Origin of the sequence: Parafrankia elaeagni, assembly GCF_000374165.1 — a bacterium.
In the GTDB taxonomy this organism is placed as follows: Bacteria; Actinomycetota; Actinomycetes; order Frankiales; family Frankiaceae; genus Parafrankia; species Parafrankia elaeagni.
This window is the reverse complement of the sequence record NZ_KB893766.1, coordinates 1-26,439: the sequence shown is the minus strand read 5'-3', so window position 1 is coordinate 26,439 and position 26,439 is coordinate 1. Positions and strand designations below refer to the sequence as shown.

The following is a 26,439-nucleotide window of genomic DNA, read 5'->3' as shown; positions in this document are numbered from 1 at the left end:
GGAAACCACTCCTGCTCTTCCTCGTCGATGTGGTGTTCCACGTTCTCAATCAGAACTGCCGTCTTGGCATCGAAACGCTCTGCCTCCGGCGGGAGCGCGGCCAGCTCCATGACAAGGAGGTCTACGACATGATGCTCCTCGTACGATTCGAGGATGTCGCCCTCCAACGCCGGCAGCAGGCCATGCACCTCCGGATACATGACCTCGTTCTCGATGTAGGTGTGCACCGTGAGCAGCTCGATGATTTTCTCGACAAGCCTGCCCTTCGTGGCGTGGGCGTTCTTCCCCGTCTCCTGGAAACGCCTGAACGCGGCCTTGATCTCTTTGTGATCTTCCTTCAGGAGCACGATGGCGTCCGTCGACATTTCAGATCCTCCGAATCTCGACGAGGTGAGCTTCGCGCGGCCGTCCCCCGCTTCCGGGCGGGCGCGGAACTTGGCCAAGAGTGGGCTTCAGGCAGCCCGCGTTACACGTTCTCGTACTGGCACCTGCGCCAGGCACCGAGACCAGCACATGGCGTATCGGCGCAGCGACGGATTCAGTGTGTCGGCGGACCGTCACTCGCACCGGCATCGACGCGTTCCTGCTGGGTCCGGCTGGCGAGGACGTCATCATCCAGAAGCCCGCGTACCCCGCTGTGCCGAGCGGGATCCCGCCAACCCGCAGCGACCTCGGCCCCGGTGTCCGCCGGCCGGCGACTGTCATTTCCCATTCAAATCTTTCCTTTCAAGGTCGTCCCCCCGGGTGCTACCGACCACGACCGGTAGGAACGGGTGATAGAGACGCAGATCCCCATCCGTCTCCGGGTGAAACGTCCGGCGGATTGACCGTGCGGCTCATGACTCTCTTCGCGATCACCATGTGGCCGGTGACAGTCAATGTGGCCCGCGGTGGAGGCGGCTGACGGCGGCCGTCAGCAGCTCGACGGGGCGGCGGGGCACGCCGAGCAGCAAGGTGAGGGGGCTGCGGTGCAGCACCCGGCCCGGGTAGCCGCCGTCGATCCGTCCGGAGTCGGGGTCGGGCTGGTCGACGATGTCGGACGGCTCGGCCGGGCGGTCCTCGTGCAGCGTTTCCACGCCGGTCCGGCGCAGCGAGAGCAGGGCGTCATTGAGCGCCGGTGACAGCCGGGCGCTCAGCGACGCGGCGAGGGCGACGCCACCGACCAGCACCTCCCGGCTGGGCCGCACCGCCGCCCGCACGATCGCGTCGGCGGCGACCTCCGGCGCGTACACCGGCGGCGGTGGTGTGGGACGTCCCCCGATCCGGCTGCGGGCGTGGGCGAAGAAGGGCGTGTCGATGGAAGGGGGCAGCACGGTGGTGACCGCGATCGGGGTGCCTTCCTGGGCGAGTTCCACCCGCAGGCTGTCGTAGAAGCCGCGCACCGCCCACTTGCTGGCCGCGTAGCCGCTGTGCAGTGGCATCGCGCGGATGCCCTCGACCGAGGAGATGCCGATCAGGACGCCGCCGCCGGCCCGCCGCAACGCGGGGAGCGCCGCCTTCGCCCCGTAGATCTGCCCCAGCACGTTGATCCGCAGGACCTGCTCGAACTCGGCATCGGTGACGTCCTCGACCCGGCCCCAGACGCTGACGGCGGCGGCGTTCACCCACGTGTCGACACGCTCGAAGGCCCGCTCGGCGCTGGCGGCGAGGGCATGGGCGGCCTGCGGGTTCGCGATATCGGTGGGCACGGCGAGGGCACGCCTGGTACCGACCTCGTCGGCGATCTGACCGATCAGGGTGTGCAGGGCGGCGGCGCCGCGGGCTGCGCACACCACCCTCGCCCCGCGACGGGCGAAGGCCAGCGCCGCCGCCCGGCCGATGCCACTGGACGCCCCGACGACCACGACGACCTGCTCGTCCAACGGCCTCGTGCGCATGACCGACTCCTCCTCTTCGACAGGCATCGGGGTCGGCAGAGACCGCGGCCAGACAGATGGTTCGTGACTGCAGGTGCTCCGATGATGAGACGGCCCGTCAGGGGGTGCGCGGCGGATCGTCCCGTTCGTTGTCGAGCCGGCCGGGACGGTCCTGTCCCATGACCTCGTTCGCGAAACTGGTGTTCGCGGAACGGTGCTCGTCGGGTGCGCTGGCGGCGTCCTCGGTCGCGAGCAGGCCCGGCTGATCGTCGAACCGCAGCGCCGACACCGGGTCGCTGGTGCTCGTCGCGGCCACGGCCAGCTCCTCGGGCGAGACGGCCGTCGGGCTCGCTCCGACTGCCCTGGCGGGCGCGTCGCCGGGGTCAGCGGGGGTGCCCGGGGCCGGGGCCTGCGCTTCGGTAAGAAACGATTCGCCGTCGGACACCTGCCCGGGGCCACGCCGGTCAGCGAGGCGCCTGCCGGCGAGCCCCAGCCCGGCCCCCACGCTGAGCAGAAGCGCCGACCGGCGGACGCGGCCCTTCCGACGTCCCGAGTCGGGCCTGTTCCGGATCTGCGTCCTCATCAAAATCTCCTCGTTGTGGGGTTGTGGGATGGAACGTCCTCACGCGGTGAGAGTGGTCGCGCCGCATGAGGTGGGCGTCATCCCGGCTTGGCCTCGCCTCCGACCGGGGTGAGAACCTGGCCGCTGTAGTAGCTCGACAGCTGTTCGGATGCCAGGAAGACATAGCTCGGGGCGATCTCGTCCGGCTGTGCCGGCCGCTCCAACGGTGCCTGGGCGCCGAAGGTGGCGACCTTCTCCGGCGGCATTGTCGCGGGGATGAGGGGGGTCCACACCGGTCCGGGTGCCACCGCGTTGACCCGGATCTTCCGATCGACAAGGGCCTGCGCGGTGGCGTAGGTGAAGGCCAGCACGGCCCCCTTGGTTGCCGAGTAGGCCAGCAGCGAGCCGTTTCCGCGCAGTCCGTTCACCGAGGCGGTGTTGATGATCGCCGCTCCCTCACGAAGGTGCTCGAGGGCGGCCTTCGTGATCCGGAAGAAGCTGTGGATGTTGACGGCGAAGGTGTAGTTCCACTCCTCGGTGGTGATCTCGGTGAGATCGTCGCAGCTGCGCTGGACCGCCGCGTTGTTGACGACGATGTCGAGGCGGCCGAACTCGTCCACCGTCCGGCGGACGATCTCGACACACCGGGCCTCCTCGGCGATATCTCCGGGAAGAAGCAGCGCGCGTCGTCCGGTCTGCTCCACGAGCTTGGCGGTGTGCTCGGCGTCGGTGTGCTCCGACAGGTAGGAGATCGCGACGTCCGCGCCCTCCTTGGCGAAGGCGACCGCGACGGCCCGTCCAATCCCGGAGTCTCCTCCGGTGATGATGGCGACGCGCCCGGCGAGCAGGTCCCGTCCGACATAGGACGACATCTCGTCGCTCGGCCGGGGAGTCATCTCAGACGTCTCACCCGGCCACTGCTGCGTCTGTTCTGGCCGCTGCTTCCCGTCGTCCGACGATGCCACCATGCACCTCCGTGCTCGACCGTCTCCTGGTTCGGGGTCTGCACGGGCACCACGGGGTAAAACCTCGATGCGGGGCACGATCTTCGGAGGGGCCACGTCGTGCCGGCGCCACGGTGCCCGGAGGTACTACCCCGTGATGCACCAGCAGGGGTGGCGGGTGTGGGCGGCGGCCGGGTCGGGGAGGTGACCGGCATCGGCGACATCACCCCTGGCCGATCCAGTTCGCATGAAGGTGACGATGCCCCGGAGAACCAGCCAGCACGAGTTCCACGGGCCGGGCGGAGCGCGACTTCGCCTCATCGCGCTCATCGCGCCCGCATCACCGCCCCCGCGCCCGCATCACCGCCCATTCGACCGTCATGCCGCCCATGATCCCAGGCCCTGACCCGGACCACTGCCGTCGACAGTGGGCGGACGCGCTGCGGCTGGCCGATCTCGTCCATGGCAGGCTGGTGACGCTGGGCCGGACGGTGTCGGTGGCCGAGTCGCTCACCGGTGGGCTGATCAGCGCTCTCCTCACCGAGGCACCCGGCACGAGCACCACCTTCCGCGGCGGGCTGGTGGTGTACGCGACCGACCTCAAGAACACGGCGGCAGGCGTCGACCGCGGCGATCTGGACCGCCACGGGCCCGTCCGCCCTCTCCGACCTCCTCGCCGTTCTCGACCCGGTTGCTCTCGACCCGGTTGCCAGGGCGCGCTGACCGACGAGCCCGCGAGCCACGAGGTAGCCATGAGGTGAGGCCGGTCCCGGTCGGGGTACCGGACGAGGCATGGATCATGCGCAGGCTCCGGTACTCGACGCGCTCACGGACTATCACCGCGCGGACAGGTACGCCTTCACACCGCCAGGGCACAAGCAGGGCCGCGGCGCCGACCCGCGGGTCCGGGCTGTACTCGGGGAGGATGTCTTTCGGGCGGACGTCCTTGCCACCTCCGGTCTGGACGACCGGCAGACCACAGGTGGGTTCGTCGCGGAGGCCGAGGAGCTCATGGCCGACGCCGTCGGCGCCGAACAGGCGTTCTTCTCGACCTGCGGGAGCTCCCTGTCGGTGAAGGCGGCGATGCTCGCGGTGGCAGGCGGCCGTGGGGAACTCCTGGTCGGGCGGGACGCGCACAAGTCCGTCATCGCCGGGCTGATCCTGTCCGGTCTGCGGCCGCGATGGGTCCGTCCACGCTGGGACGGTGAGCTGCATCTGGCGCATCCCCCCTCGGCGGCGGAGGTCGAGGCATGCTGGGAGCGCCATCCGGACGCGGCCGGCATGCTCGTGACGAGCCCGACCCCCTACGGCACCTGTGCCGACATCGCCGCCATCGCCCGCGTCTGCCACAAGCGGGGCCGCCCGCTGATCGTGGACGAGGCGTGGGGTGCGCACCTGCCGTTCCACGACGATCTGCCGACCTGGGCGATGGACGCCGGTGCCGACGTCTGTGTGGTGAGCATCCACAAGATGGGCGCCGGTTTCGAGCAGGGTTCGGTCTTCCACCTGCAGGGGGACCTGATCGATCCTGCCCGGCTGCGGGCCTGCGCCGACCTGCTGGCGACGACCAGCCCCAATGTTCTGCTGTACGCGGCGATGGACGGCTGGCGCCGGCAGATGGTCGAGCAGGGGCGCGATCTGCTCCAGTCCGCGCTCGATCTCGCCGGCGAGCTACGCGCCGCGGTCAACGAACTGGACGGCCTGCGGGTGATGGACGGCGAGTTCCTCGGGGTCGAGGCCTCACACGACCTCGACCGGCTCCACCTCGTCATCGACACCACCGGGCTGCAGATCAGTGGCTATCAGGCCGCCGACTGGCTGCGCGAGCACGCCCACCTCGACATGGGCCTGGCGGATCACCGGCGGATCAGCGCCCAGCTCACCTTCGCCGACGACATCCACACCGGGCAGCGACTCGTCACGGCTCTGCGTGCGCTGGCGGACGCGGCCCCGGCACTGCCGCGGCCCACCCCGGTCGCGCTGCCGGATCCGACCATGCTCGAGCTGGACACTGTCGAGCTGCCCCGGGACGCCTTCTTCGGCCCCACCGAAGCCATCCCTCCGCAGGACGCGGCCGGCCGGATCGCGGCCGAGCAGCTCACGCCCTACCCGCCCGGTATCCCCGCTGTCCTTCCCGGTGAACGCATCAACGACGCGGTGCTGCATTACCTGGTCAGTGGCCAGGCGGCGGGAATGGCGATCCCTGACGCCGCGGATGGCGGACTGGCCACCATCCGCGTCATGTGCGACTGACCGCCCGAACGTCGACGACATCAGCCCGTGCCGGGCCGTAGGCGTTGCGCCTGTCAGGTGTCGCGCCTGTCGGCCCGGCGGGCTGTCACCGCATCAGGTCGAGGACGGATCGGTCCCGGTCGACTCGCCGGTCGCGTCAGGACGCAGACCGGCGTCCACGCGCTCCTGCTCGGTCCGACTCGCGAGGACGTCATCGTCCAACGGGCCCCGCTCCCCGCCGTGCCGGGCGGGATCCCGCCAGCCCGCGGAGACCTTGGCCGCGGTGTCCGCCGGTCGACGACTGTCGTTTCCCATCAGCTTTCTCCTCTCATGGCCGTCCACCACGGGACATCGCCGGCGTCGCAGCGCCGGCAGGAGCGACGGTAGGCACGCAGATCCCCGCGCCACGGCACCCGAAAACCCCCGCGCACCGGATGGTGCCCCCACCCGTCCGGCGCACCCAAGCGGGCGGTCACAGCATGGCTGACCAGGGACGCCGCGCCCGCAAGACAGGCGAGACACGCGAGACACACGGCAGGCGGTCGGGCGTCGACAGGCAGAACGGAAGCCAGGATTTGTGGGCGCCTGGACGGCAATGCATCCGGGTATGGTCGCGATCTGGAGACGGCGTCGGCACGACGAGGAGCCGGCGCTGGGTACGGGCCCGGACGAGGCGGTCCGCGAGGCGGAGCCCGACCGGCTCACCGAGCTGCGTCCCCGTTCCTGGTTCACGGTTCTGCGCAGCACGGTCAAGGAGTTCAGGGACGACGAGCTGTCGGACCGCGCCGCCACCCTGACCTACTACGGCGTGCTGGCCATCTTCCCCGCTCTGCTGGTCCTGGTCTCGCTGCTCGGGGTCGTCGGGAAGTCCGCGACCGACAGTCTGCTGACCAACCTGGAGCAGCTGACACCCGGCTCCGCCCGGGACATCCTGCGCAACGCGGTGAACGGCATCCGCGACACCGCCGGCACCGGCGGTGTCCTCGCCGTCGTCGGCCTGGCCGGGGCGCTGTGGTCCGCCTCCAGTTACATCGCCGCGTTCATCCGCGCCGCCAACGCCGTCTACGACATCCCCGAAGGACGACCGGCGTGGAAGATCGTGCCGCTGCGCCTGGCCGTGACCGTGATGCTGATGGTGCTCCTCGCCGCCAGCGCGGTCATCGTCGTGTTCTCCGGCGGTCTCGCCGAACAGGCGGGAAAGGCCCTCGGTGCCGGCTCCGTCGCATTGACCGCCTGGTCCTACGCGAAGTGGCCGGTGCTGGTCGTACTCGTGATCCTCATGATCGCGCTGCTGTACTGGTCCGCGCCCAATGTTCGGGTACGCGGCTTCCGCTGGCTCACGCCGGGCAGCGCGCTCGCCGTGGTCGTCTGGCTGGCAGCCTCGGGCGGATTCGCCCTGTACGTGGCGAACTTCGGGTCCTACAACAAGACCTACGGGACGCTTGCCGGCGTCATCATCTTCCTGATCTGGCTGTGGCTGTCCAACCTCGCGATCCTGCTCGGTCTGGAGTTCGACGCCGAGATCGCCCGGGAACGCGCCGTCACCGGCGGGCTGCCCCGACGAGGAGCCCTACGCCGAACCCCGCGACACCCACACCTGGCCCCACCGCCCGCGCCGCTCACGCCGCCCGCGCCGCTCACGCCGCCCGCACCGCGCACGCGGACAAGCTGGCCAGAAAAACACGTGACGGAAGCGACGGGCACCGGAAACCAGGCACCCGGGATTCGAACATGACGGCCCGTCGAGACCCAAGCACCATCTGAGAGGAGACGTAGACGTGACCGCCCGCCGGGACGCTTCCCGCCCGAATGGCGACGCGGCCAGAGGATGAGGATCCTCGGGGCTGGAAGCCCGCCACACCGCGCTGACTGCCGGGCCAGAGACCCGGCTGCGCCGTCTCGCCCGGGATCTCCTGACCTCTCGTCCTTCGCTCGCGGCCGGTAGAGGTGTTAGCTCCGGAGTGGCGGGGACAGCCCGGCATGCGGGGCGAAAAAACCAGGTCGTACCCGGACGCGAACAAGGTGTTGGAAGCGATGGCTGAGGTCGCCAACGGTGAGGGGGCGTGGTCTGCCCTCGCCGTGCAGTAGTGGGAGACGTCCAGCGCGCTGCGGTCGAACCGCAGCTCCGACAGGGTCGTGCTTGCCGCCGCGTTGGAGGACGCGGTGTTCACGCCTTTGAAGACTTCGTCAGCAGCGCCGGCGGGGGCGGGTTCCGGCGGCTGACAGGTGCCTGCCACCCCGTCTGGTTCGGGCACCGGAGTGGCAATGCGGACGTCGCAGGCGCCGTTTCCGTCGAGCCGAACAGGGCCGAGGACGGCGTCGGCGCTGCGACGCACGCCGGCAACGTGGACAACCAGCGGGACGGGAGTCGCTTGGTAGCGGCGCCTGTCCGCCCTCGGTCCGATGTCGGACGGAGCAGCAGAAGAGGCGAGAATGCGCAGCCTATGACAGAGAAAGATCGTCTCCGTCTGAGGCCGGTGACACGGTTCGCGGTGTCCGGTGACCCCAGGGCGGCGGGTGAGGCACGGGACCGGCTCGGACAGGTCCTCGACCAGTTGGGGGTCGGCGGCGACGCCGCCGACATCGCCTTGCTGCTGGTCAGCGAGCTGGTCACGAACGCGGTGCTGCACGCTCGCGACGACGCCGCGGTGGAGATCCGCGCGAACAGCGACGTCCTGTGGGTCGGCGTCGACGATCGCGACAGCCGGAGGCCGGCCGTTCAGCCAGTCGACGCAGGAGCGTTGGGAGGCCGCGGGCTTCGACTCGTCGACGTTCTCTCCGACGACTGGGGCGTCCGCCACGTTCAGGGTGACGGGAAGACAGTGTGGTTCACGGTGTCACGCAGGACTGGTTTCGACTGACGTCTGCCGCCGACTCGGCAGACAGGAGGCCTTGAGGCGCTGAACGGCACGATGACGCCACGCCACGCCAGCGGGCCGCGCCCGGCGCCGGCGCCGGTGAGCGCTCGCGGTGGTCGACGCCCGCCGGGGTGCCGGTTGTCATGCCGTGTTCGGCTCGCATGCGGAGCACCGGACGTTGCCCTGGAGGGGCGCCGCACGTGAGACGTCAGGAGCCAGCAGCACAGGTGGTCACCGGACGTGGACGACGATGAGGCAGGTGTCGTCGTCGGTGTCGGACGCAGCCCCGGCCAGGAGATGATCGGCGTACGCCTCGACGTCGTCCACTGGGCGTTCCGCGAGACGGAACAGCGCGTCCATGGATTCGTCCAGCGAGGTCCCCCGTCGTTCGACGAGTCCGTCGGTGAACATCAGGAGGATGTCGTCACGTTCGAGGACGGTGGTGCGCTCCTCGTACTCGGCGTCGTCGATCACGCCGAGCAGGATGCCTTCGGGGACCGGGAGGTGTCGGGCGTGGCCGTCGCGCAGGAGCACCGGCGGGAGGTGCCCGGCCTGGGACCACCGCAGTGTGCGGCTGAGGGGGTCGTAGCGCCCGCAGATCGCGGTCCCGGTGACCTGGTCGGTGAGGTGGTGGGTGATGGTGTTGAGCCAGGCGAGGAGCTGAGCGGGCCCTGCTCCGGTGACGGCGAGTCCTCGGAGGCTGTAGCGCAGGTTGACCATGGCGGTGACGGCGTCGATGCCGTGGCCGGCGACGTCGCCGACGACGAGCAGGACGTCGCCGGTGGGCATGGTCACCGCGCTGTACCAGTCGCCACCGACGAGATCGTCCTGTTCCGCCGGGCGGTAGCGGACCGCGATGTCCAGGCGGGCTGATCGCGGTAGTGGCGCGGAGGTGGCGATGATCGCCTGTTGCAGGCGGAGCGCGAGCCGTTGCCTGTCCTCGGAAAGCCGTTCCGCCTGGGCGAGCTGGTCACGGGTGGCGGTGAGGGCCACGTGGGCGCCGTAGGCGGCGGTGATGTCCTGGTAGGCCCCACGCACGGCAGTCCGGGTCCCGTCGGCGGCGGTGACCGGTTCGCCGAAGGCACGGATGCTGCGGGTTGAGCCGTCGGAGCGCACCAACCGGAACGTGCTCACCGCCGGTCGTCCCAGCCGGACGAGACTGTCCCGGAACAGGCGCACGCGCTCGGCATCGTCGGGGTGGGCGTGCCCGTCCAGCTCCTCGAGCCGGATCGGGGCCTGCGGCCGAGGGCGGTGGAACACGGCGTGGGCGTTGTCGGTCCAGAGCACCTCGCCGGTGACGAGGTCCTGTTCCCAGCCGCCGAGCTGGCCCAGCTTCTCGGCGTTCTCCAGCAAGGCGCGGAACCGAGCACTGTGGTCGGTGGCCCGCCATCCGACCGCGATCCCGTCGAACAGTCTGACCGCGCGGATCTCGAGATCGACCGCCTTCACGGCGCCCTCGACGAGCACGTGGACGGGAAACCGACGGGCGTGGAAGGGCTCTCCGGCAGCCATGGCCTGGAGCAGGTGCTCGAACAGTCCGCTGGGCGTCGCGGTAAGCGGGTAGAGGGTGAGGAACCGGCGGTCGAGCAGGTCGGCGCGGCTGCGACCGGCTGGGTCGACGAAGTCCGGCGTGAGGTGGTCGACGTGGAGGTCGACGATGCCTCCGGCCGGGTCCCGGACCGCGCGGGCGAGCATCGCGGATTCGAAAAGCCCGTCCAGGAGGGCCGGCAGCCACTGAGCCCGCTGGTCGCGAGACGGATCCCCGTGTAGAAAAAGTGCCTGCACCGTCACCTGAGCAGCCGCGAGCAACTGATGGCGAAGCACGACGTCGAACTCCGCCACGGCTTCGGGCCAGCAGACCTCCATCACCCCGACGAGAGTGCCGGTGTCGGCCAGGGGGAGTAGCGCCCTTGCTGCCGCTCGGCTCCCCGCCGTGGGGACGGGCTCGCCGGGTGGGATGCCTCGGGGCCACCACTGGGCGGTCGCGTCGTGGAGGACGCGCAGGGGGAGGCTGTCGAACTGCGGCGGAACACGGGACCACCGGCTGGCGTCGAGCGGACTGAGGCCGGCGTGTCCGACCAGGCCGAGGCTGCCGTCCGGCTCCAACGCCCACAGCGCCACCGACTGTGCTCCTGACCCCGCGAGCATCTGGTCGAACACCACGGCGGCGACGTCGTCGCCGCCGGCTGCGGCGTGCGCCTCGACCTGCGCGAGCCGCGCCCCCCGCCGTCGACTGACAGGCAGATCCGAGTGCGCGATGTCGTCGAGGGCAGTCTGGTCGACGAGGTCGAGCGCGAGTTCCCGCACCGGGACGCCGGTCTGGCCGGCGAGCCGTGCCAGTTGGGCGGCGGCTTCTACGGGGGAACAGCGCAGGCGTTCCATGAGGATGCCCTTGGCGAGCTCCATCACGGCCTGGGCGGTCCGCTGCTCCCGTTCGAGATCGAGCTCGGACTGCAGATGGGCGACCAGCGCGGTCCACGACTGCCAGCGCGAGTCGTGGACAGCTTCGCCGCCGTCCACTCGACCTCCAGGGTCCGCCTGCCCGTCCGAGGGGCACACACGTCCTGCCTCCACGAGCGAGCTCCTGGTCACCGACGCATGTACGGCGACTCGTCCGCACGTACGTTCGGCTGTGTTCAGACTAGTCCACCACTCTGCACCTAAAATTGATCGATGCCCGTTTACGTGGGCCGACATCTGGAGCTCGTGTGACTGAGGCTGAGACGTTTGACCGAGCACTCGACGACGCCGCTCTTCGTCGCCTGCTCGCCGGCCTGTCGGCGGTACGTGGCGGTGACTTCGGTACCAGGCTCCCGCAGAGCGGCGACGCGCTGCTGGACGAGATCGCCACCGTGTTCAACGGGATGGCAGACCAGCTGGCGCTGTTCACCTCCGAGGTCACCCGGGTCGCTCGGGAGGTCGGCACCGAGGGCAAACTCGGTGGCCAGGCTGTGGTGCCCGGCCTGTCGGGCACGTGGAAGGACCTCACCGACTCGGTCAACGCGATGGCGGGCAATCTCACCGGACAGGTCCGCGACATCGCGCAGGTCGCCACGGCGGTGGCCCGCGGTGACCTGACCCAGAAGATCACCGTGCCGGCCCAGGGCGAGATTCTCGAGCTCAAGAGCACGATCAACACGATGGTCGGGCAGCTGTCGTCGTTCGCCGACGAGGTGACCCGGGTGGCACGCGAGGTCGGCACCGAGGGCCGGCTCGGTGGTCAGGCCGACATCAAGGGTGTCGCGGGTACGTGGAAGGACCTCACCGAGTCGGTGAACGTCATGGCCGCCAACCTGACCGACCAGGTGCGCTCGATCGCGCAGGTGACGACGGCGGTGGCCAAGGGCGACCTGTCGCAGAAGATCCGGGTCGACGCCCGCGGCGAGATCCTGGAGCTCAAAGAGACGATCAACACGATGGTCGACCAGCTGTCGGCGTTCGCCGACGAGGTGACCCGGGTGGCACGCGAGGTCGGCACCCAGGGCAACCTCGGCGGTCAGGCCAACGTGCGGGGGGTGTCGGGTACCTGGAAGGACCTGACGGACAACGTCAACGTGATGGCGTCCAACCTGACTGCCCAGGTCCGCTCGATTGCTCAGGTGGCCACCGCGGTCGCGCGAGGTGACCTGTCGCAGAAGATCACGGTCGAGGCGAAGGGCGAGGTCGCGGCCCTCGCACAGACCATCAACACGATGGTGGACCAGTTGTCGTCGTTCGCCGCCGAGGTCACCCGAGTCGCTCGGGAGGTCGGCACCGAGGGGATGCTCGGCGGCCAGGCCGACGTGATGGGAGTGTCGGGCACCTGGAAGGACCTCACCGACAACGTCAACTCGATGGCGAACAACCTGACCAGCCAGGTCCGCAACATCGCCCAGGTGACCACGGCCGTCGCACAGGGCGACCTGTCGAAGAAGATCGACGTGGACGCCCGGGGCGAGATCCTCGAACTCAAGACGACGATCAACACCATGGTGGACCAGTTGTCGTCGTTCGCCGCCGAGGTCACCCGAGTCGCTCGGGAGGTCGGCACCGACGGCGCCCTGGGTGGTCAGGCCGAGGTCGAGGGCGTGTCCGGGACGTGGAAACGGCTGACCGAGAACGTCAACGAGCTCGCCGGCAACCTGACCCGCCAGGTGCGCGCGATCGCCGAGGTCACCAGCGCGGTGGCCACCGGTGACCTGACCCGATCCATCACGGTCGAGGCGAAGGGTGAGGTCGCCGAGCTCAAGGACAACATCAACGCGATGGTGAAGTCGCTGCGCGAGACCACCCGGGCCAACCAGGAACAGGACTGGCTCAAGACCAACCTGGCCCGGGTCTCCGGCCTGATGCAGGGACACCGCGACCTCGCCACCGTCGCCGAGCTGGTGATGGACGAACTCACGCCGCTGGTCGACGCCCAGCACGGCACGTTCTTCCTCACCGACGTCGCCGACGGCGACGCGGTGCTGCGGCTCATCGCCAGCTACGGCTACGCCGGGAACGCGGCCGTGCCGGTGATCTTCAAGGTCGGCGAGTCGCTGGTGGGTCAGGCGGCGAGGACGAAGAAGCCGATCCTGGTCGCCGAGACGCCGGCCGACTACGTCCGGATCTCCTCCAGCCTGGGCCAGGCCAGACCGGTCAACCTGATCGTGTTTCCGATCCTGTTCGAGGACCGGGTGCTCGGCGTCATCGAACTCGCCTCGTTCACGCCGTTCACCGAAGTGCACCGGGACTTCCTGAACCAACTGATGGAAACCATCGGCGTCATCGTCAACACGATCATCGCCAACTCGCGGACCGACGCGCTGCTCGTCGAGTCGCAGCGACTGGCCGGCGAGCTACAGGCCCGGTCCGGCGAGCTGCAGGTCCGGCAGGAGGAGCTGCAACGGTCCAACGCCGACCTCGAGGAGAAGGCGGCCCTGCTGGAACGTCAGAACCGGGACATCGAGATCAAGAACATCGAGATCGAGCAGGCCCGACAGGAGATCGAGGAGCGGGCCCAGCAGCTCGCGCTGGCCTCCAAGTACAAGTCCGAGTTCCTGGCCAACATGTCCCACGAACTGCGGACGCCGCTGAACAGCCTGCTGGTGCTGGCGCGGCTGCTGGCGCAGAACCCGACCCGCAACCTCACACCCAAGCAGGTCGAGTTCGCCAACGTCATCCATTCGGCCGGCTCGGACCTGCTGCAGCTCATCAACGACATTCTGGATCTGTCCAAGGTCGAGGCCGGAAAGATGGACGTCCACCGGGAGTGGGCCGACCTCGGCAAGCTGGTCGACGACCTGCAGGCGACATTCCAGCCGCTGACCGCCGAGAAGGGTCTCGACTTCACCGTCGAGGTCGCACCGGACGTGCCGACCCGGCTGTTCACCGACGAGCAGCGGCTCGAGCAGGTGCTGCGCAACCTCCTCTCGAACGCCGTCAAGTTCACCGAGGACGGCCAGGTGGCGCTGCGCATCCACACCCGTCACGCCCGCGAACCCGACGGCCGCGCCACCTCGAAGATCGCGTTCGCCGTCGTCGACACCGGCGTGGGCATCTCCGAGGAGAATCTCAAGCGGATCTTCGGCGCCTTCCAGCAGGGCGACGGCACCACCAGCCGCAAGTACGGCGGCACCGGGCTCGGCCTGTCCATCTCCCGTGAGGTCGCAGCACTGCTCGACGGCGACATCCGCGTGGAAAGCGAGTTCGGACGCGGCAGCACCTTCACCCTCCACCTTCCACTGGACGGCCTGCCGCTGCCTGGAACTGCATCGTCCGAGCCGGTACCGTCCCTGCCGGCGCGGTCCGGGGTGACGCAGTCCGGGGTGACGCAATCCGGGGCCGTCGCCCAGAACCTGATGGCCGATCCCGCGGCCCCGCCGGCTCACCCGGCTCAGGCCGACCAGCCGGACGAGCCAGCGCCGCCGTCGTCCGGCGAGGCGCCGCGGGACCGCCGCCTGCTGGTCCTCGAACCCCAGTCCAACGGACTGCTCGGTCTGATCGCGCAACGGGCATCGGCGGACCTCGCCGACACCCACGGCCCCGTCCAGCTCGCCACGGTCACCACACCGGACGACGCCGTCCGGGCCCTGGCAGCGACGCCGCACCGCTGCGTGGTGCTCGACCTGACACTGCCTGACGCCTCGGCCTTCGCCTTCCTGCAGCGGCTTCAGGAGGACGCGGACCTGCGGGACGTCCCCGTCCTCGCCCACCCCACCCAGAAGATGCACGACGCACACGAACGCCTGGCGCAGGCTCGGTACCGGACCCTCCGGCTGGAGCTGCTTCCGTCGCTGGACGAGGTGCGGGAACGCATCACCCTGCACCTGTCCGCCGACCGGCCTGATGACCTGCCGCCGCTGCTCGCCAACGACTCGGCGGCCGTCGAGCGCGCCGACGTGACCGAGCCGCCCGCCCGCCCCCAGCTGCGCGAACGGAAGATCCTCGTCGTCGACGACGACGTCCGGAACGTGTTCGCGATCTCGAGCATGCTCGAGGTCTACGGACTCACCGTGCTGCACGCCTCGAACGGCCGGGAAGGCATCGAAATGCTGCTCGGCAACACCGATGTCGACCTGATCCTGATGGACGTGATGATGCCCGAGATGGACGGCTACGCGACCATGAGCGCCATCCGGGAAATGCCGCGCTTCGCGGACCTGCCGATCATCGCCGTCACCGCGAAGGCGATGCAGAGCGACCGGGAGAAATGTCTCGCCGCGGGTGCGACCGACTTCGTCGCCAAGCCGGTGGACACCGAGATGCTGCTGGCTCGGATCGAGCAGCGGATGCCCGGACGGTAGCCGTCAAAACCGGAGCGTCGAAGCACGCTACCCGAAGGTGTCTCGCCGTGCCACCGCGATCACCCTGACCGACGACATCCGCGCCGTACTGAGCAGCCGTGCCGCCGCGCTGAGTGGCCGAGCTGAGCGGCACCGTCGGATGCGTGCTCGAGGAGCCTGTGCGGTTCCCGCCTCCGGAAATGATCTGGTGGGCCGCCGCAGCGTGGCAGCACCTCCTCAGCCCGAGCCCGATGCAGCAGATCCTGCTCCCGGGTCTTCCGATCCACCCGACGCGATCCCTTCGTCGCGCGACGCACCCCGGGTGTGACCGGCCGTCCTGGCCACCGCACCATTGTCCCGCGTTCGTCGCGCGGCTCATGCGGATGTTCGAATGTGCCGGGTCACCCGGGTGGGATCTTGGGTCGCGCCACCTTCGCCGTCACGAGGCGGGTGGCTGCGGCGACCAGTCGTCAACGACGGCTCCGGTATCTCGGCGCAGGTGAGCGACCAGGTTGCGTGAGGTGTTTGCGCCTATGCGGAGTCTTTTGCGTAGCGTTTCGGCGGAAATGGGGCGTTGGTAGTCCTGCCAGTGGAGGACGTCTTCAGCACGGGCTCGGTGGAGTAGGTCCTGCTGGCGTGCTTCGCGTTCGGTCTGACGTGATGTGGCGCCTGCATTTTTCCGCCGGCTTTGGATGGCCGGGGGTGGCATCGCTGATGCCTGCGGGTGATTGGTCTCCTTTGCTTCGGTCACCGGGCGAAGGATGGGGAGGGGGAAGTGGTCTGGATGGCTTGGAGGAGGCCGGGGTGAGGTCGACCCGAGGCGCGGTGCTGGGCTCGCACCCAGCCCGTCTCCTCGGGTCGCCTCCCGCACCGGACGTGCGCCTTTCAACGCATCCGGCGCTCCACAAGCCCCGCTGTGCGGACTGGTTCTGTCACGTGACGCTGGGCCACGGCGACGGGATCTTGGCGCCCCGGTAGCGGTATCGGGTGGTGCTGACCGACGCCGGGTCGAACAAGGTCACGTTGCCGTCCGCGGGCCACCACTTGTCCCGAGGGTTCGTGCAGTAGCGGCGTAGCAGTTTCTCCCAGTTGGTTCGCCGGTGTTTCTTACGCAGCCATCGCATCACCCGGCTCCACACGTAGGAGCGTAGGTACTCGAAGGTCGCACTTGACACCCCGGCCCGGAAGTAGGCTGTCCAGCCCCGCAATGCCGGGTTGATCCGGCGTGTGAGGTCGGCCAGTGTCTCGTTGACGTTCTGCATGCACATCGCTTTCACCTTCGTCTTGATCGCCCGAAGGGCTTTCTTTGACGGGTAGGTGTAGACGTAGTGCTGGGCTGTTCCTCTTTTTCGGTGCCGCTGGATGCGCCACCCGAGGAAGTCCAGTCCCTCGTCGATATGGGTGACCAGTGTCTTCTCCGCCGACAGGGACAGCCCCATCGGTTCGATGGCCGTGGCGATCTCGGGGAGGAGCTGCTCGGCTTGTTCCCGGGTTCCGGAAACCATGACCACGAAGTCGTCCGCTTATGCCGAGGTCCGGGTTATGCCGACCGGACTGCTGGAGGGCCTGCCTGGCAGGCAGGTCGTCGTCGTGGGGGCGGCATAACCCGGTGGGTGCTGGCGGTGGTTAGAGGTTGTCGAGGAACGTGAGCAGGCTGTCCGGTGGCCGGTAGCGGCCGGGGGTGGTGCCGGGCTGTTGGACGCGGGCGAGGGCCTGCTCTTTGATGGTCATGTCGGCGTGAAGGTAGATCTGGGTGGTGTCGGTGCCTTCGTGGCCGAGCCAGAGGGCGATGACGGATGTGTCGACTCCGGCTTTCAGAAGCGTCATGGCTGCGGAGTGCCGCAGGGTGTGTGGGGTGACGCGCTTGTTCTTGATCGATGGGCAGGTGTCCGCGGCGGTGGCGGCGTGCTTGGCGACGAGGCGCTCGACGGCGTCCCGGGAGAGCCGGCCGCCGGGCTGGGTCGGGAACAGCGGGCCGCCCGGGTCGGGGCTGAGTTCGTTGAGCCAGGTCCGCATGACCGTGACGGTCCCGGTGGTGAGTGGGGTGGCCCGGTCCTTGCGGCCCTTGCCGTGGCAGCGGACGTGCGGGCCGGCCCCGAGGTGGATGTCGTGCCTGTTCAGGCCGGTGAGCTCGGAGACGCGCAGCCCGGTCTGGACGTCGAGCAGGAGCAGGGACCGGTCGCGGCGGCCGTGCCAGGTGCTGCGGTCGGGTGCCGCGACCAGTGCGTCGATCTCCTCGGCGGTGAGGTAGCTGACGATCGCCCGTTCGCGCCGCCGGGGTGGGATCGCCAGGACCTGGCTGATCACGGCGGCGTGCTCGGGAGATCTGGGGGCGGCGTAGGTGAACAGCGAGTGGATCGCGGCCAGGCGGGCGTTGCGGGTGGCGGTTCCGTTTCCTCGCTGCTGTTCGAGGTGATGAAGGAACTCGCCGATGAGCGTGGCGTCGAGGTCGGCGAGGCTGAGCTGGCTGGGCTGTTTGCCGGTCTTGGTCTGGGCGAAGGCGAGCAGGAGCCGGCAGGTGTCGCGGTAGGCGGCGACGGTGTGGGGGCTGGCGTTCTTCTGCCGGGCGAGCCGGTCGGTGAAGAATCCCTGCAGGACGGGGGCGAGGTCAGTCACGACGCGTCCTGATCGTCCCGCCCTGCGGGCTCGAGCCTGGCCGCGGCCAGGGCGAGGAGCTCGGGGACGGCCGAGAGGTACCAGTAGGTGGACTTCGGATCGATGTGGCCCAGCCAGGTGGACAGGACCGGGAGGCGGCCTGGACATCGGCGCCGTCGCGATACCAGTCCAGCATTGTTGCGACTGTGAAGACGTGCCGCAGGTCGTGCAGCCGCGGGGCCCGCTGCCCGGGCGGGGCGGTGATGCCCGCCGCCGTGACGAGCACGGCGAACGTCGTGGGGGTGTTGCGGCTGTCCAACGGTCTGCCGAGGCTGTTGACGAGGAACGTGCCCGCCTCCGCCTGCGGGAACGTCTCATCGCGGACCCGCGCGTAGACGCGCAGGGCGGCGGCCGCGGTCGGGTGCAGGAACACCATGCGGGACTTGCCGAACTTGGAGTCCTCGATCGTGATCGTCTCGGCGTTCAGGTCGACGTCGTCGCGGCCGAGGCGGCAGGCCTCGCCCTGGCGCATGCCTGTCACGGCCAGCAAGCCGATCAGCGTCCGCCAGGTCGCCGCCCGGATGGCCGGCCGGAGCCTGCCGGCCGCGCTCATCAGTGCGGTGATCTCCTGCGGGGAGTAGAGGTAGGGCGGGATCCGCCACTGGCGGCGGTCCAGCACGTCGGCGGGCGGGACCTCGGTGGCCGGGTCCAGCGGCTGCAGGTGGCGGGCGAAGATCCGCACCACGTCGAGGCGGCGGCCCTGGTAGGCCTCGTGGTCACTGGCGGTCGAAGTCGCCCACGCCACCGCCAGGTCCGTGGTCACCGCGGTGGCATCGTGGTCTTCGCAGAACCGGATGAAGCTCATCAGCCTCGGCCCGTGGCTGTCCAGCTTGAACCCCAGGGCCCTGCGCATGGCCAGGTACTCCTCAGCCCGGGCCCGCAGCCCGGTCACTGCCCGGCTCCCGGCCACCGGCGGGCCAGCGGACGCAACGCGTTCTGGTCGACCTTGGCATAAAGCGAGGTCGACAGCTGGCTGCGGTGCCGCAGCACCTGCCCGACCTCCGGCAGCGATGCCCCGGCCCGCAGCATCTCGGTCGCCAGCGCGTGCCGGAACCGGTGGGTGCCCCGCCGGTCCAGCCCGGCCCGTTCGCAGGCCCTGCCCATGACGGCGCGGACCGACTCCGGTGTCAGCGGCCGGTAGGGCCGCCGGACCGTCACGAACACCGACCGCGACTCGCACGTCGGCCGCCCGCCCGTCAGCCAGGCGGCGAGTGCCTCCCCTGCCGGGGCCGGCAGCGGGAGCCGCTCGGTCCGGCTGCCCTTGCCGGTGACCGCGATCTCGCCGGCCCGCCAGTCGATGTCACCGAGTTGCAGCCCGGCGGCCTCGGCACCCCGCAGGCCGAGCTGGGCCAGCAGCGACAGGACCGCGTAGTCACGCAGGCCCACCGCCGTGTCCCGGTCACAGCCGGCCAGCAGCCGCTCGATCTCCGAGGCCTTCAGGCCGCGGGGCAGCGACGACATCCGCCACGACGCGACCGCGGGAACCGCCCCCGCCAGCGGGACCGCCGTCCGCCCGGTCGCGTGCGCGAACCGCAGGAACGCCCGCAGCGACGTCACCATCGCCTTCGCCGACCACGTGTTGCGGTCCTGCGTCCAGGCCACCATGAACGCGGTCACCGTGCCCGCGTCCAGGCCGCTGACCGCGCCCGCCCCGCCGATCCCGGCCAGGAACGCCTTCGACTGCTTGGAATAGCAGCGCACCGACACCGGCGACAGGCCCCGCTCCCGGTCCAGCCAGCCGCCGAACTCCTCCAGCAGCGCCATGTCCGGCTGCACGCAGCCCGGACCCGCACCCGTCTCCATGATGATCTCCTTGTCTGGAGGAACACTGACCACTCCAGACAGGCAGACCACCGCCCAGTCCCGCAGGATTATGCCGAGATCAGGAAGCCGCTCACCGCCCTGACCAGGGAAACCAGGGCCAGGGTCGGCATAACCCGGACCTCGGCATAAGCCGATTTATGCCGACGTCGGCATAAATCCGCATACCTGATGATCCGGTAGTTGGCGAGCCCGTGCCGGCGCCGTTTCGCTCGTTCCGCCGTGTGCATCGTGTACTGGTCGAAGTGCTCGTCCAGTACCGTCAGCGCCACGTTGGCCAGCAACGGAGAAAGTACGCCTCCAACGCACTTGGCAACTTCGAGTTCGAGGTCACGCTGAGCTACCGGCGTCTGGAACTGCCTCGGCGTGTCGAGGTGACGTCACGACACAGGTGGTAGTACTGATCTGTCTGTGGGTGATCGTCGTCGTGTGGGTGCGGGTGAGTACGCCGAGCGGGTGAACGCTGCGGCGCAGCTGCTGGAGGGCGGCGTTCCGATCGAGGACGCCGCCCTTCTGCTGTCCGCGCGGTTTAGGGTTTCGCCGCGGCAGGCCCGGCGTTACGCCGATTCGGCGGCGGGTGGGCGGGTAGTCGTGCCTGAACCGACGGTGGTGTTCACGGTCAAGCTTCCCGCTGTGCTGGCCGAACGGATACGCGAGGAAGCCCGGGGCCGCAGCACGACGATTTCGTCGCTCGTGACCGGTGCGTTGTCGGACTATCTCGTCTCAGCCGAGGCAGGAAGTCCGACGGATGAATGAGCGGGCGATCGCTCTTGAGTATGTGTTCGACCGCCACGCGGCCCGGGATCTGTCGATCGCGTACGGAGTCCTGGTTCCACCTCGGCGGCTGAAAATCCAGACGGACCAGCAGACAGGAGACGAGAACGGTGAACGTGGCGGTTTATGCCCGGGTGTCGTCGGACCGGCAGAAGAAGAACGAGACGATCGTCTCGCAGACGGCGGCGCTGCGTGAACATGCCCGGCAGATGGGGGCGGTACTACCGGCCGAGTGGGTTTTCGAGGACGACGGCCATTCGGGTGCGACGCTGACACGCCCGGCGCTGGAACGGCTGCGGGATCTGGTCGCAGCGGTGCAGATCGACGTGGTGCTGTGCTATTCACCGGACCGGCTCGCCCGGAAGTTCGCCTACCAGGCGCTGCTGGTCGAGGAGTTCACGCGGGCGGGTACCCGCGTCGAGTTCGTTAAAGGGCCTCGTGGAGACAGCCCGGAAGACCAGCTCATGGTCCAGTTTCAGGGAATGTTCGCGGAATATGAGAAGGCCCAGATCCTGGAGCGTTACCGGCGCGGGAAGGCGCACCGTGCCCGGGCGGGGTCGGTGAACGTGCTGTCCGGGGCGCCGTTCGGATATCGCTACCGTCGGCGGTCCGATGAGCTCGGAGCCGGCTACGAAGTTCTTCACCACGAGGCGATCCTGGTCACCGAGATGTTCCGTCGCTACGCCGACGAAGGCGTCTCCATCGCGGCGCTGGCCCGCTGGCTGACCGAGAAAGGCGTGCCGACCCGCACCGGCAAGAACCGCTGGGACCGGTCGGTGATCTGGGCCATGCTACGGAACCCCGCCTACAAGGGGACGGCGGTGTTCGGGAAGACGATGATCGACAACACGCCGGCCGGCCTGAACCGGGTAGCGCGGCTTCAGGGGCGTTCAACACCACGGCCGACCAGAGTCGTCGACCGGCCTCGTGACGAGTGGGTCGAGATCCCGGTGCCCGCCCTTGTCAACGAGGAGATGTTCGAACGGGTCGCGGCCCGCCTCGAGGAAAACAAGCGTTTCGCGCCCCGCAACACGAAGACGACCCCCTCACTGCTGCAGGGCCTCGCAGCGTGCTCGGCCTGCGGTTACGGCTACTACCGCACCTCGACACGGACCACGAACAAGAAGATCTACTACTACCGGTGCCTCGGTTCCGACGACTACCGCTACGAGAACGGCCGTGTGTGCTGGAACAAACCGGTCCGCGCCGACTATCTCGACGAGACCGTCTGGGAACACATCACAAAACTGATCAGCGATCCGACCTTGATCCGTGCCGAGATCGACGGCCGGCTGCGCCAAGCTCGTGATGCGGATCCCGCCAAGCGTGAGCGCGGACAGATCAAGCTCGCGCTCACGAAGACCACTACCGCCATCGCCCGCATGATTGAGGCGTTTCAGGAACAGCTGATCACCCTTGACGAGCTCCGCGGAAGAATGCCCGAACTCCGCACCCGCGAAGCGAACCTCCGCGGCCAACTCGACGCCCTCGACAGCCAGATCGCCGACCGTGATCTTTACCTCGCGCTCGCAACCGACCTCGAGGGATTCCTGTCACAGCTGGGCGAGAACGCGAAAAGCGCCGATATTGCCGATCGCCAACGCGTCCTGCGGCTGCTCGTCAAGAACGTTCTCATCGGCCCCGAGAAGATCACAATTCGTCATCGCATCCCACTTCGCCAGCGATCATCAGACCGCGATGCTCCGGCCGCCAGCACCGACACGGAGGGCGACCGGAAGGCTGGTTGCCAAGTGCGTTGGGGGCGTAATGATACCGCCCTGCGGAGTGCCGACGTCGCTCTTCCAGGTCTGGCCGTCGCCGTCGAGTATCCCGGCTTTCAGAAAGGCCTTGACCAGGTCCAGGACGCGTTTGTCTCCGATTCGGCGGCGCACCCGGCCCATCAGGGCCGTGTGGTCGATCCGGTCGAACGAGTCCGCGACACACTACTGGTTTCGAGGACCTTTCCGCGGCGCTGCGATCGTACGCACACGGTGACATGTGCGCGGTGGCCGCTGTCGAGTTGCTGGTCGCCCACGTGTTCTGGCTTTTCCGGCGGGATTTCCTCGACGGTTTCGTCAGGGTGGTGGACGGGTTCGCGTGGGTGGACTGGGCCGGTGTGGTCGCCGCGGTGGACGCGGGGCGGCTGGTGTGCTCGCGGGGTGAGGGCATGGTGCTGCGGGTCGCCGCGAGCCTCGCGGCGGGCGTGCTGCTCGACCTGAGCGCGGTCAGCGGTCTGGACGGCCGGGTGCTTGGGCTCGCGGCCCGCGCGGTGCTGGCCGCCGGCGGCCACGGCCCCGGAGCGGAGACCGTGTCGTGATCCTGGACAGGGCGTCGGTGTTCACGGTGCGGTTGACCAGGCCGGGACACCCGTTCGACGGGTGTGAGCTGCGGGTGCTCGGCCGGATGCGCCGGCACGGTGCACTCGAGCTGGTCCTTGAACTACCGGACGGCAGCAAGTCCATGATGCCGTCCGCCTGGACTGACCACGCCGATCCGGCCGCTGACGGGGAGGCGCTTCCGGCCGAGGAGCCGACCCTTGGGCGGATCACCGACCTGCTCGACCTGACACGGATTGTGGCTTCACTGTTGCCCTGCGTCGTGTCGGAGGTTGTCGAGGTGGATATCAGGGAGCAGGTTGAGGGCTGTTCGAGACAGGAGGCCCCCGATGCCGACCCGGCCGCAGCCGCCCCTCCCGCTGCCCGGGCTGCCCGCGGGGGTGCCCGACGTGGCGGTGCGGCTGCCGGCGGAGGCGGTCGCGGCGGCGGTCGACCTGCTCGGCCGGCTGATCGCGGCAGCGACCGGGACGGTGCTCTGTTCGACGCAGGGGAGCTGCGATGACCGAGTTCGGTAAGGTCACCGGGTCGCAGCTACGGCGCGGCGCGGTCGTCTACCTGCGTCAGTCGACCCTGGCTCAGGTCGAACGCAACCGGGAGTCGACCGCCCGGCAGTACGACCTCGTCGAGCGGGCGGTGGCGCTCGGCTGGCCTCGTGCCCGGGTCGGTGTGATCGACGCCGACCTGGGGGTGTCCGGCGCGTCGACGGCGGGCCGGTCCGGGTTCGCCGAGCTGACCCGGCAGGTCGCGCTCGGCGACGTCGGGATCGTGCTCGCCCTGGAGGTCTCCCGGCTCGCGCGTAACAACGCCGACTGGTACCGGCTGCTGGATCTGGCCGGGATGACCGACACCCTGATCGCCGACGCGGACGGCGTCTACCACCCGGGGATGTTCAACGACCGGATGCTGCTCGGGCTGAAAGGCACCATGTCCGAGGCCGAGCTGCACACCCTGCGGGCCCGGCTCAACGGCGGGATCCGTAACAAGGCCGCCCGCGGTGAGCTGCGCCGCCCGCTACCCGTCGGTCTGGTCTGGGCCGACGGGCCCGGCGAGATCCGCCGCCACCCGGACGAGGCGGTCAGCGGGGTGATCTCCGCGATCTTCCGCCGGTTCGGCGAGGTCGGCTCGGTGCGCAAGGTCTGGCTGTGGCTACGCGAGGAGAACCTCAAGCTGCCGCTCCAGCGCAACGGCTACGCCACCGCCGCCGGCCAGGGCACGGAGGTCGCGTGGGTCGAACCGACCTACCACGCCGTCCACACCATCCTGACCCACCCGGCCTACGCCGGCGCCTACGTCTACGGCCGCACCCGCAAGCACACCTACGTCGGCCAGGACGGCACCGTGCGCACCCGCCACAAAGCCGTTCCCCGCGGCGAGTGGGAGGTCCTGATCCGCGACCACCACGAGGGCTACCTCGACTGGGACACCTACGAGACCAACCTGGTAAAGATCGGCAAGAACATCCGTCCCGAGGCCCACCAGCCCGGCACCGGCGCGGTCCGGGAGGGCTGCGCCCTGCTGCAGGGCCTGGCGACCTGCGGGACCTGCGGCCGCAAACTGACCGTGTTCTACCAGGGCCCGACCAAGGCCACCCCCGGCTACTACTGCCAGGGCCCCGCCACGATCGTCGACGGCCGCGGCACCCGCCACCTGCACATCGGCGGCGTCGCGCTCGACACCGCCATCGCCGACGCGTTCCTGACCGCGCTGGCCCCCGAGGCGCTCACCGCCTGCCTCACCGCCGCCGAACACCTCGAGAACACCCACGACAGCGCCCTCGACCAGCACCGCCGCCAGGTCGAACACGCCCGCTACCAGGCCAGCCGCGCCGAACGCCGCTACCAGGCCGTCGACCCGGACAACCGGCTCGTCGCCCGCGGCCTCGAGACCGCCTGGGAGAAAGCGCTGACCGAACTCGCCGCCGCCGAGGCCGACCTCGCCCGCCGCGAGCAGACCCGCCCCCGCGCCCTGACCGACACCGAACGCGCCGACATCCGCGCACTCGGGGGCAACCTGCACCAGGTCTGGGACGCGCCCACGACCACCGACCGCGACCGCAAGCAACTGCTGCGGACCCTGATCGACGACGTGAAAGTCACCGTCGTACGCGACGACGACGCCGGCCACACCGACCTACTCATCCGCTGGAAAGGCGGCGCACTCACCGAACTGACCGTCGCCGGCCGGCGCCGCCAGCCCACGATCCGCACCGACGAGGACACCATCGACCTCATCCGCCGCCTCGCCGTCCACTACCCCGACGCGAAGATCGCCGGGATCCTCAACCGGCAGGGCCGGCGCACCGCCCGCGGCCTGACCTTCACCGCCACCCGCGTCCAGGGCGTGCGCTTCCACCACAACATCCCCTGCCACCAGCCCGACCCGGACCAGCCCCAAGGCGAACTGCTCACCATCGCCGACGCCGCCAAACACCTCGGCATCGCGGCCTCGACCCTGCACCGCTGGATCAACGACGGCTTCGTCGCCGGCGAGCAGGACACCCCCGGCGCCCCCTGGCGCATCCGCATGACCGCCGACCTGCGCAACCTCTTCGTCGACGACGCCCCCGAAGGCTGGCTCGCGATGCTCGAGGCCACCCTCGCCCTCGGCGTCTCCCGCCAGACAGTGATGCAACGTGTCAAGCGCGGCGAACTCAAGGCCGTCCACGTCCGCACCGGACGCCGAAAAGGCCTACGAATACAGGTCCCGACGTCCACCGACCCCCTCTTCTGACCCCCACAATCAACGAAAGGAGCAGTGTGATGATGGCTCCAACGCTGCCTGTTCATCCCCTTCGACGAGTTGACGTTCACCGTCGACCTCCTGAAGCGGTTCGGGACCATCCTCGCCGACGCGGCGCCGCCGTCCTGGGCCAAACGGATCCGCGCTGTCGACCCGTTCACCCCTGTGTGGCGCTCCGTGCGACACGACAGCGTCAAACTGACGTACCTGTCCGCGTCGAAGGCGGGCGGCGTGTGCGGAGTCCAGACCGACGGTGTCCCGGCACGGTTCGACGCCGCGGCCGGGAAATGGAACTCGCTACCCACCACCGGATTGCCCAAAGGTGGCCTCAAGATGGCCGTCGTCCCGTTCGCCGGGACGATGTACGGAATCGACGCCGAGAACAAGATCGCAACGCTGTCGCTGGACAGCAAGACAGCGGCGTCCTGGGTTTACGACAAGAGCCACGGAGAAGCCCTCTCGATTGCCGCGAGTCCGGACGCCGATCTCACGTCGCAGTGGAGCGGACTGTATCGCGTCGGGACGGACAACAGCGTGTCGATGTGGGTCAAGAATACCAATCAACCCTACATGTGGATTCCGGCCAAGAGAAGCGCTGCCGATCATCTTGCTGTCCTGGCCAAGAGGCGGCTCTGGTGCTGTTCGGACGGTAAGGGTTCGGATTGATATAAGTTAATCGTCTGGCTGGTTGATCGTGTAGTTCCAGTCTCCGTGGAAGTCATGTCTGTTGATCGGGATTCTCTCCCTGTCCTGTGTGGTGACTTTGACCTTGGTGGGATAGTCGCCGGGATCGAGCTCGCAGCGGACTGTGAGGCCGGTGGTGGTCGTCGTGTTGGCGATGAGACTGACGATGGTCTGGAAAGTGGTCAGCGGCCGGCCACGCCAGTTCGCGGTGATCCGGGAGAACAGCCGGTGC

General features: G+C 69.1%; 22 protein-coding genes and 2 pseudogenes. 11 read left to right on the top strand and 13 right to left on the bottom strand.

The features are described 5' to 3' along the window. The 4 genes from B207_RS0127290 to B207_RS0127275 all read right to left on the bottom strand — a co-directional run. Positions 1–365 (bottom strand): hemerythrin domain-containing protein (locus B207_RS0127290; protein WP_018639864.1); only part of this gene is annotated, 365 nt, incomplete at its 3' end. Between the two features lie 510 nt (positions 366–875). Further along, positions 876–1,877 (bottom strand): SDR family oxidoreductase, encoded by a 1,002-nt coding sequence (locus B207_RS0127285; RefSeq protein ID WP_026311500.1) that lies wholly within the window; start codon positions 1,875–1,877, stop codon positions 876–878. A 97-nt stretch (positions 1,878–1,974) separates the two neighbouring features. Continuing rightward, a complete protein-coding gene (locus B207_RS0127280) occupies positions 1,975–2,439 on the bottom strand; it encodes a hypothetical protein (protein ID WP_018639861.1) in 465 nt (154 codons plus the stop codon). A 77-nt stretch (positions 2,440–2,516) separates the two neighbouring features. Then, complete coding sequence (locus B207_RS0127275) at positions 2,517–3,386, bottom strand: SDR family oxidoreductase (protein ID WP_018639859.1); 870 nt, start codon at positions 3,384–3,386, stop codon at positions 2,517–2,519. Positions 3,387–3,751: 365 nt separating this feature from the next. Between B207_RS0127275 and B207_RS35920 the strand changes: the two genes are divergently transcribed. Continuing rightward, entirely contained in the window at positions 3,752–4,123 is a 372-nt protein-coding gene (locus B207_RS35920; RefSeq protein WP_018639858.1) for a CinA family protein, read from the top strand. Positions 4,124–4,154: 31 nt separating this feature from the next. After that, positions 4,155–5,615 carry an aminotransferase class I/II-fold pyridoxal phosphate-dependent enzyme gene (locus tag B207_RS42645; protein WP_018639856.1) on the top strand — a complete coding sequence of 487 codons (1,461 nt, stop codon included), beginning with the start codon at positions 4,155–4,157 and terminating at the stop codon, positions 5,613–5,615. Between the two features lie 93 nt (positions 5,616–5,708). On the opposite strand, the gene B207_RS0127260 is transcribed toward B207_RS42645, so the two are convergent. Beyond that, positions 5,709–5,909, bottom strand: coding sequence for a hypothetical protein (locus B207_RS0127260; protein ID WP_018639854.1), 201 nt, complete (start codon positions 5,907–5,909; stop codon positions 5,709–5,711). Between the two features lie 292 nt (positions 5,910–6,201). Between B207_RS0127260 and B207_RS35915 the strand changes: the two are divergent. Beyond that, positions 6,202–7,282, top strand: a pseudogene (locus B207_RS35915) (YihY/virulence factor BrkB family protein). A gap of 804 nt (positions 7,283–8,086) precedes the next feature. Next, on the top strand, positions 8,087–8,455 hold the full coding sequence (locus tag B207_RS0127250) for an ATP-binding protein (RefSeq protein ID WP_230205258.1): 369 nt from the start codon (positions 8,087–8,089) through the stop codon (positions 8,453–8,455). Between the two features lie 228 nt (positions 8,456–8,683). On the opposite strand, the gene B207_RS0127245 is transcribed toward B207_RS0127250, so the two are convergent. Continuing rightward, the gene (locus B207_RS0127245) at positions 8,684–10,972 is read right to left on the bottom strand and encodes a SpoIIE family protein phosphatase (RefSeq protein WP_018639850.1); all 2,289 of its coding nucleotides are present in this window, start codon (positions 10,970–10,972) and stop codon (positions 8,684–8,686) included. 188 nt (positions 10,973–11,160) lie between these two features. Between B207_RS0127245 and B207_RS0127240 the strand changes: the two genes are divergently transcribed. Further along, positions 11,161–15,219, top strand: a complete 4,059-nt coding sequence (locus B207_RS0127240; RefSeq protein ID WP_018639848.1) for a HAMP domain-containing protein — start codon at positions 11,161–11,163, stop codon at positions 15,217–15,219. Positions 15,220–15,637: 418 nt separating this feature from the next. Here the strand turns inward: B207_RS0127240 and B207_RS43220 are convergent. The 6 genes and pseudogenes from B207_RS43220 to B207_RS0127210 form a co-directional block, all read right to left on the bottom strand. Beyond that, positions 15,638–15,859: pseudogene (locus B207_RS43220) on the bottom strand (hypothetical protein); the annotation flags it as partial. A 271-nt stretch (positions 15,860–16,130) separates the two neighbouring features. Then, positions 16,131–16,703 (bottom strand): group II intron maturase-specific domain-containing protein, encoded by a 573-nt coding sequence (locus B207_RS0127235; RefSeq protein WP_230205257.1) that lies wholly within the window; start codon positions 16,701–16,703, stop codon positions 16,131–16,133. A 121-nt stretch (positions 16,704–16,824) separates the two neighbouring features. After that, positions 16,825–17,814: a tyrosine-type recombinase/integrase gene (locus B207_RS0127225; protein WP_018639840.1), complete on the bottom strand. Its 990-nt coding sequence runs from the start codon at positions 17,812–17,814 to the stop codon at positions 16,825–16,827. Next, the gene (locus B207_RS35910; protein ID WP_230205256.1) at positions 17,807–18,745 is read right to left on the bottom strand and encodes a tyrosine-type recombinase/integrase; all 939 of its coding nucleotides are present in this window, start codon (positions 18,743–18,745) and stop codon (positions 17,807–17,809) included. The genes B207_RS0127225 and B207_RS35910 overlap by 8 nt, the downstream gene beginning before the upstream one ends. After that, positions 18,742–19,656 carry a site-specific integrase gene (locus B207_RS0127215; RefSeq protein WP_018639837.1) on the bottom strand — a complete coding sequence of 305 codons (915 nt, stop codon included), beginning with the start codon at positions 19,654–19,656 and terminating at the stop codon, positions 18,742–18,744. Before B207_RS0127215 ends, B207_RS35910 begins: the two co-directional genes overlap by 4 nt. A gap of 68 nt (positions 19,657–19,724) precedes the next feature. Continuing rightward, a complete protein-coding gene (locus B207_RS0127210; protein WP_195905368.1) occupies positions 19,725–19,946 on the bottom strand; it encodes a hypothetical protein in 222 nt (73 codons plus the stop codon). Between the two features lie 157 nt (positions 19,947–20,103). On the opposite strand from B207_RS0127210, the gene B207_RS0127205 reads away from it, so the two are divergent. The 6 genes from B207_RS0127205 to B207_RS0127180 all read left to right on the top strand — a co-directional run bounded on the left by B207_RS0127205 (position 20,104) and on the right by B207_RS0127180 (position 26,189). Further along, positions 20,104–20,430: a hypothetical protein gene (locus tag B207_RS0127205; RefSeq protein WP_018639835.1), complete on the top strand. Its 327-nt coding sequence runs from the start codon at positions 20,104–20,106 to the stop codon at positions 20,428–20,430. A gap of 128 nt (positions 20,431–20,558) precedes the next feature. Continuing rightward, positions 20,559–22,667, top strand: a complete 2,109-nt coding sequence (locus tag B207_RS0127200) for a recombinase family protein (protein WP_018639834.1) — start codon at positions 20,559–20,561, stop codon at positions 22,665–22,667. Next, positions 22,616–22,765: a hypothetical protein gene (locus B207_RS40200; protein ID WP_018639833.1), complete on the top strand. Its 150-nt coding sequence runs from the start codon at positions 22,616–22,618 to the stop codon at positions 22,763–22,765. The genes B207_RS0127200 and B207_RS40200 overlap by 52 nt, the downstream gene beginning before the upstream one ends. A 348-nt stretch (positions 22,766–23,113) precedes the next feature. Next, a complete protein-coding gene (locus B207_RS42010) occupies positions 23,114–23,299 on the top strand; it encodes a hypothetical protein (RefSeq protein WP_018639832.1) in 186 nt (61 codons plus the stop codon). Beyond that, on the top strand, positions 23,283–25,514 hold the full coding sequence (locus B207_RS0127185; protein ID WP_018639831.1) for a recombinase family protein: 2,232 nt from the start codon (positions 23,283–23,285) through the stop codon (positions 25,512–25,514). Before B207_RS42010 ends, B207_RS0127185 begins: the two co-directional genes overlap by 17 nt. 69 nt (positions 25,515–25,583) lie before the next feature. Then, positions 25,584–26,189, top strand: a complete 606-nt coding sequence (locus B207_RS0127180) for a hypothetical protein (protein ID WP_018639830.1) — start codon at positions 25,584–25,586, stop codon at positions 26,187–26,189. A 6-nt stretch (positions 26,190–26,195) separates the two neighbouring features. Here B207_RS0127180 and B207_RS0127175 read toward each other — a convergent pair. Next, positions 26,196–26,439 (bottom strand): ISAzo13-like element transposase-related protein (locus tag B207_RS0127175; protein WP_018638218.1); only part of this gene is annotated, 244 nt, incomplete at its 5' end.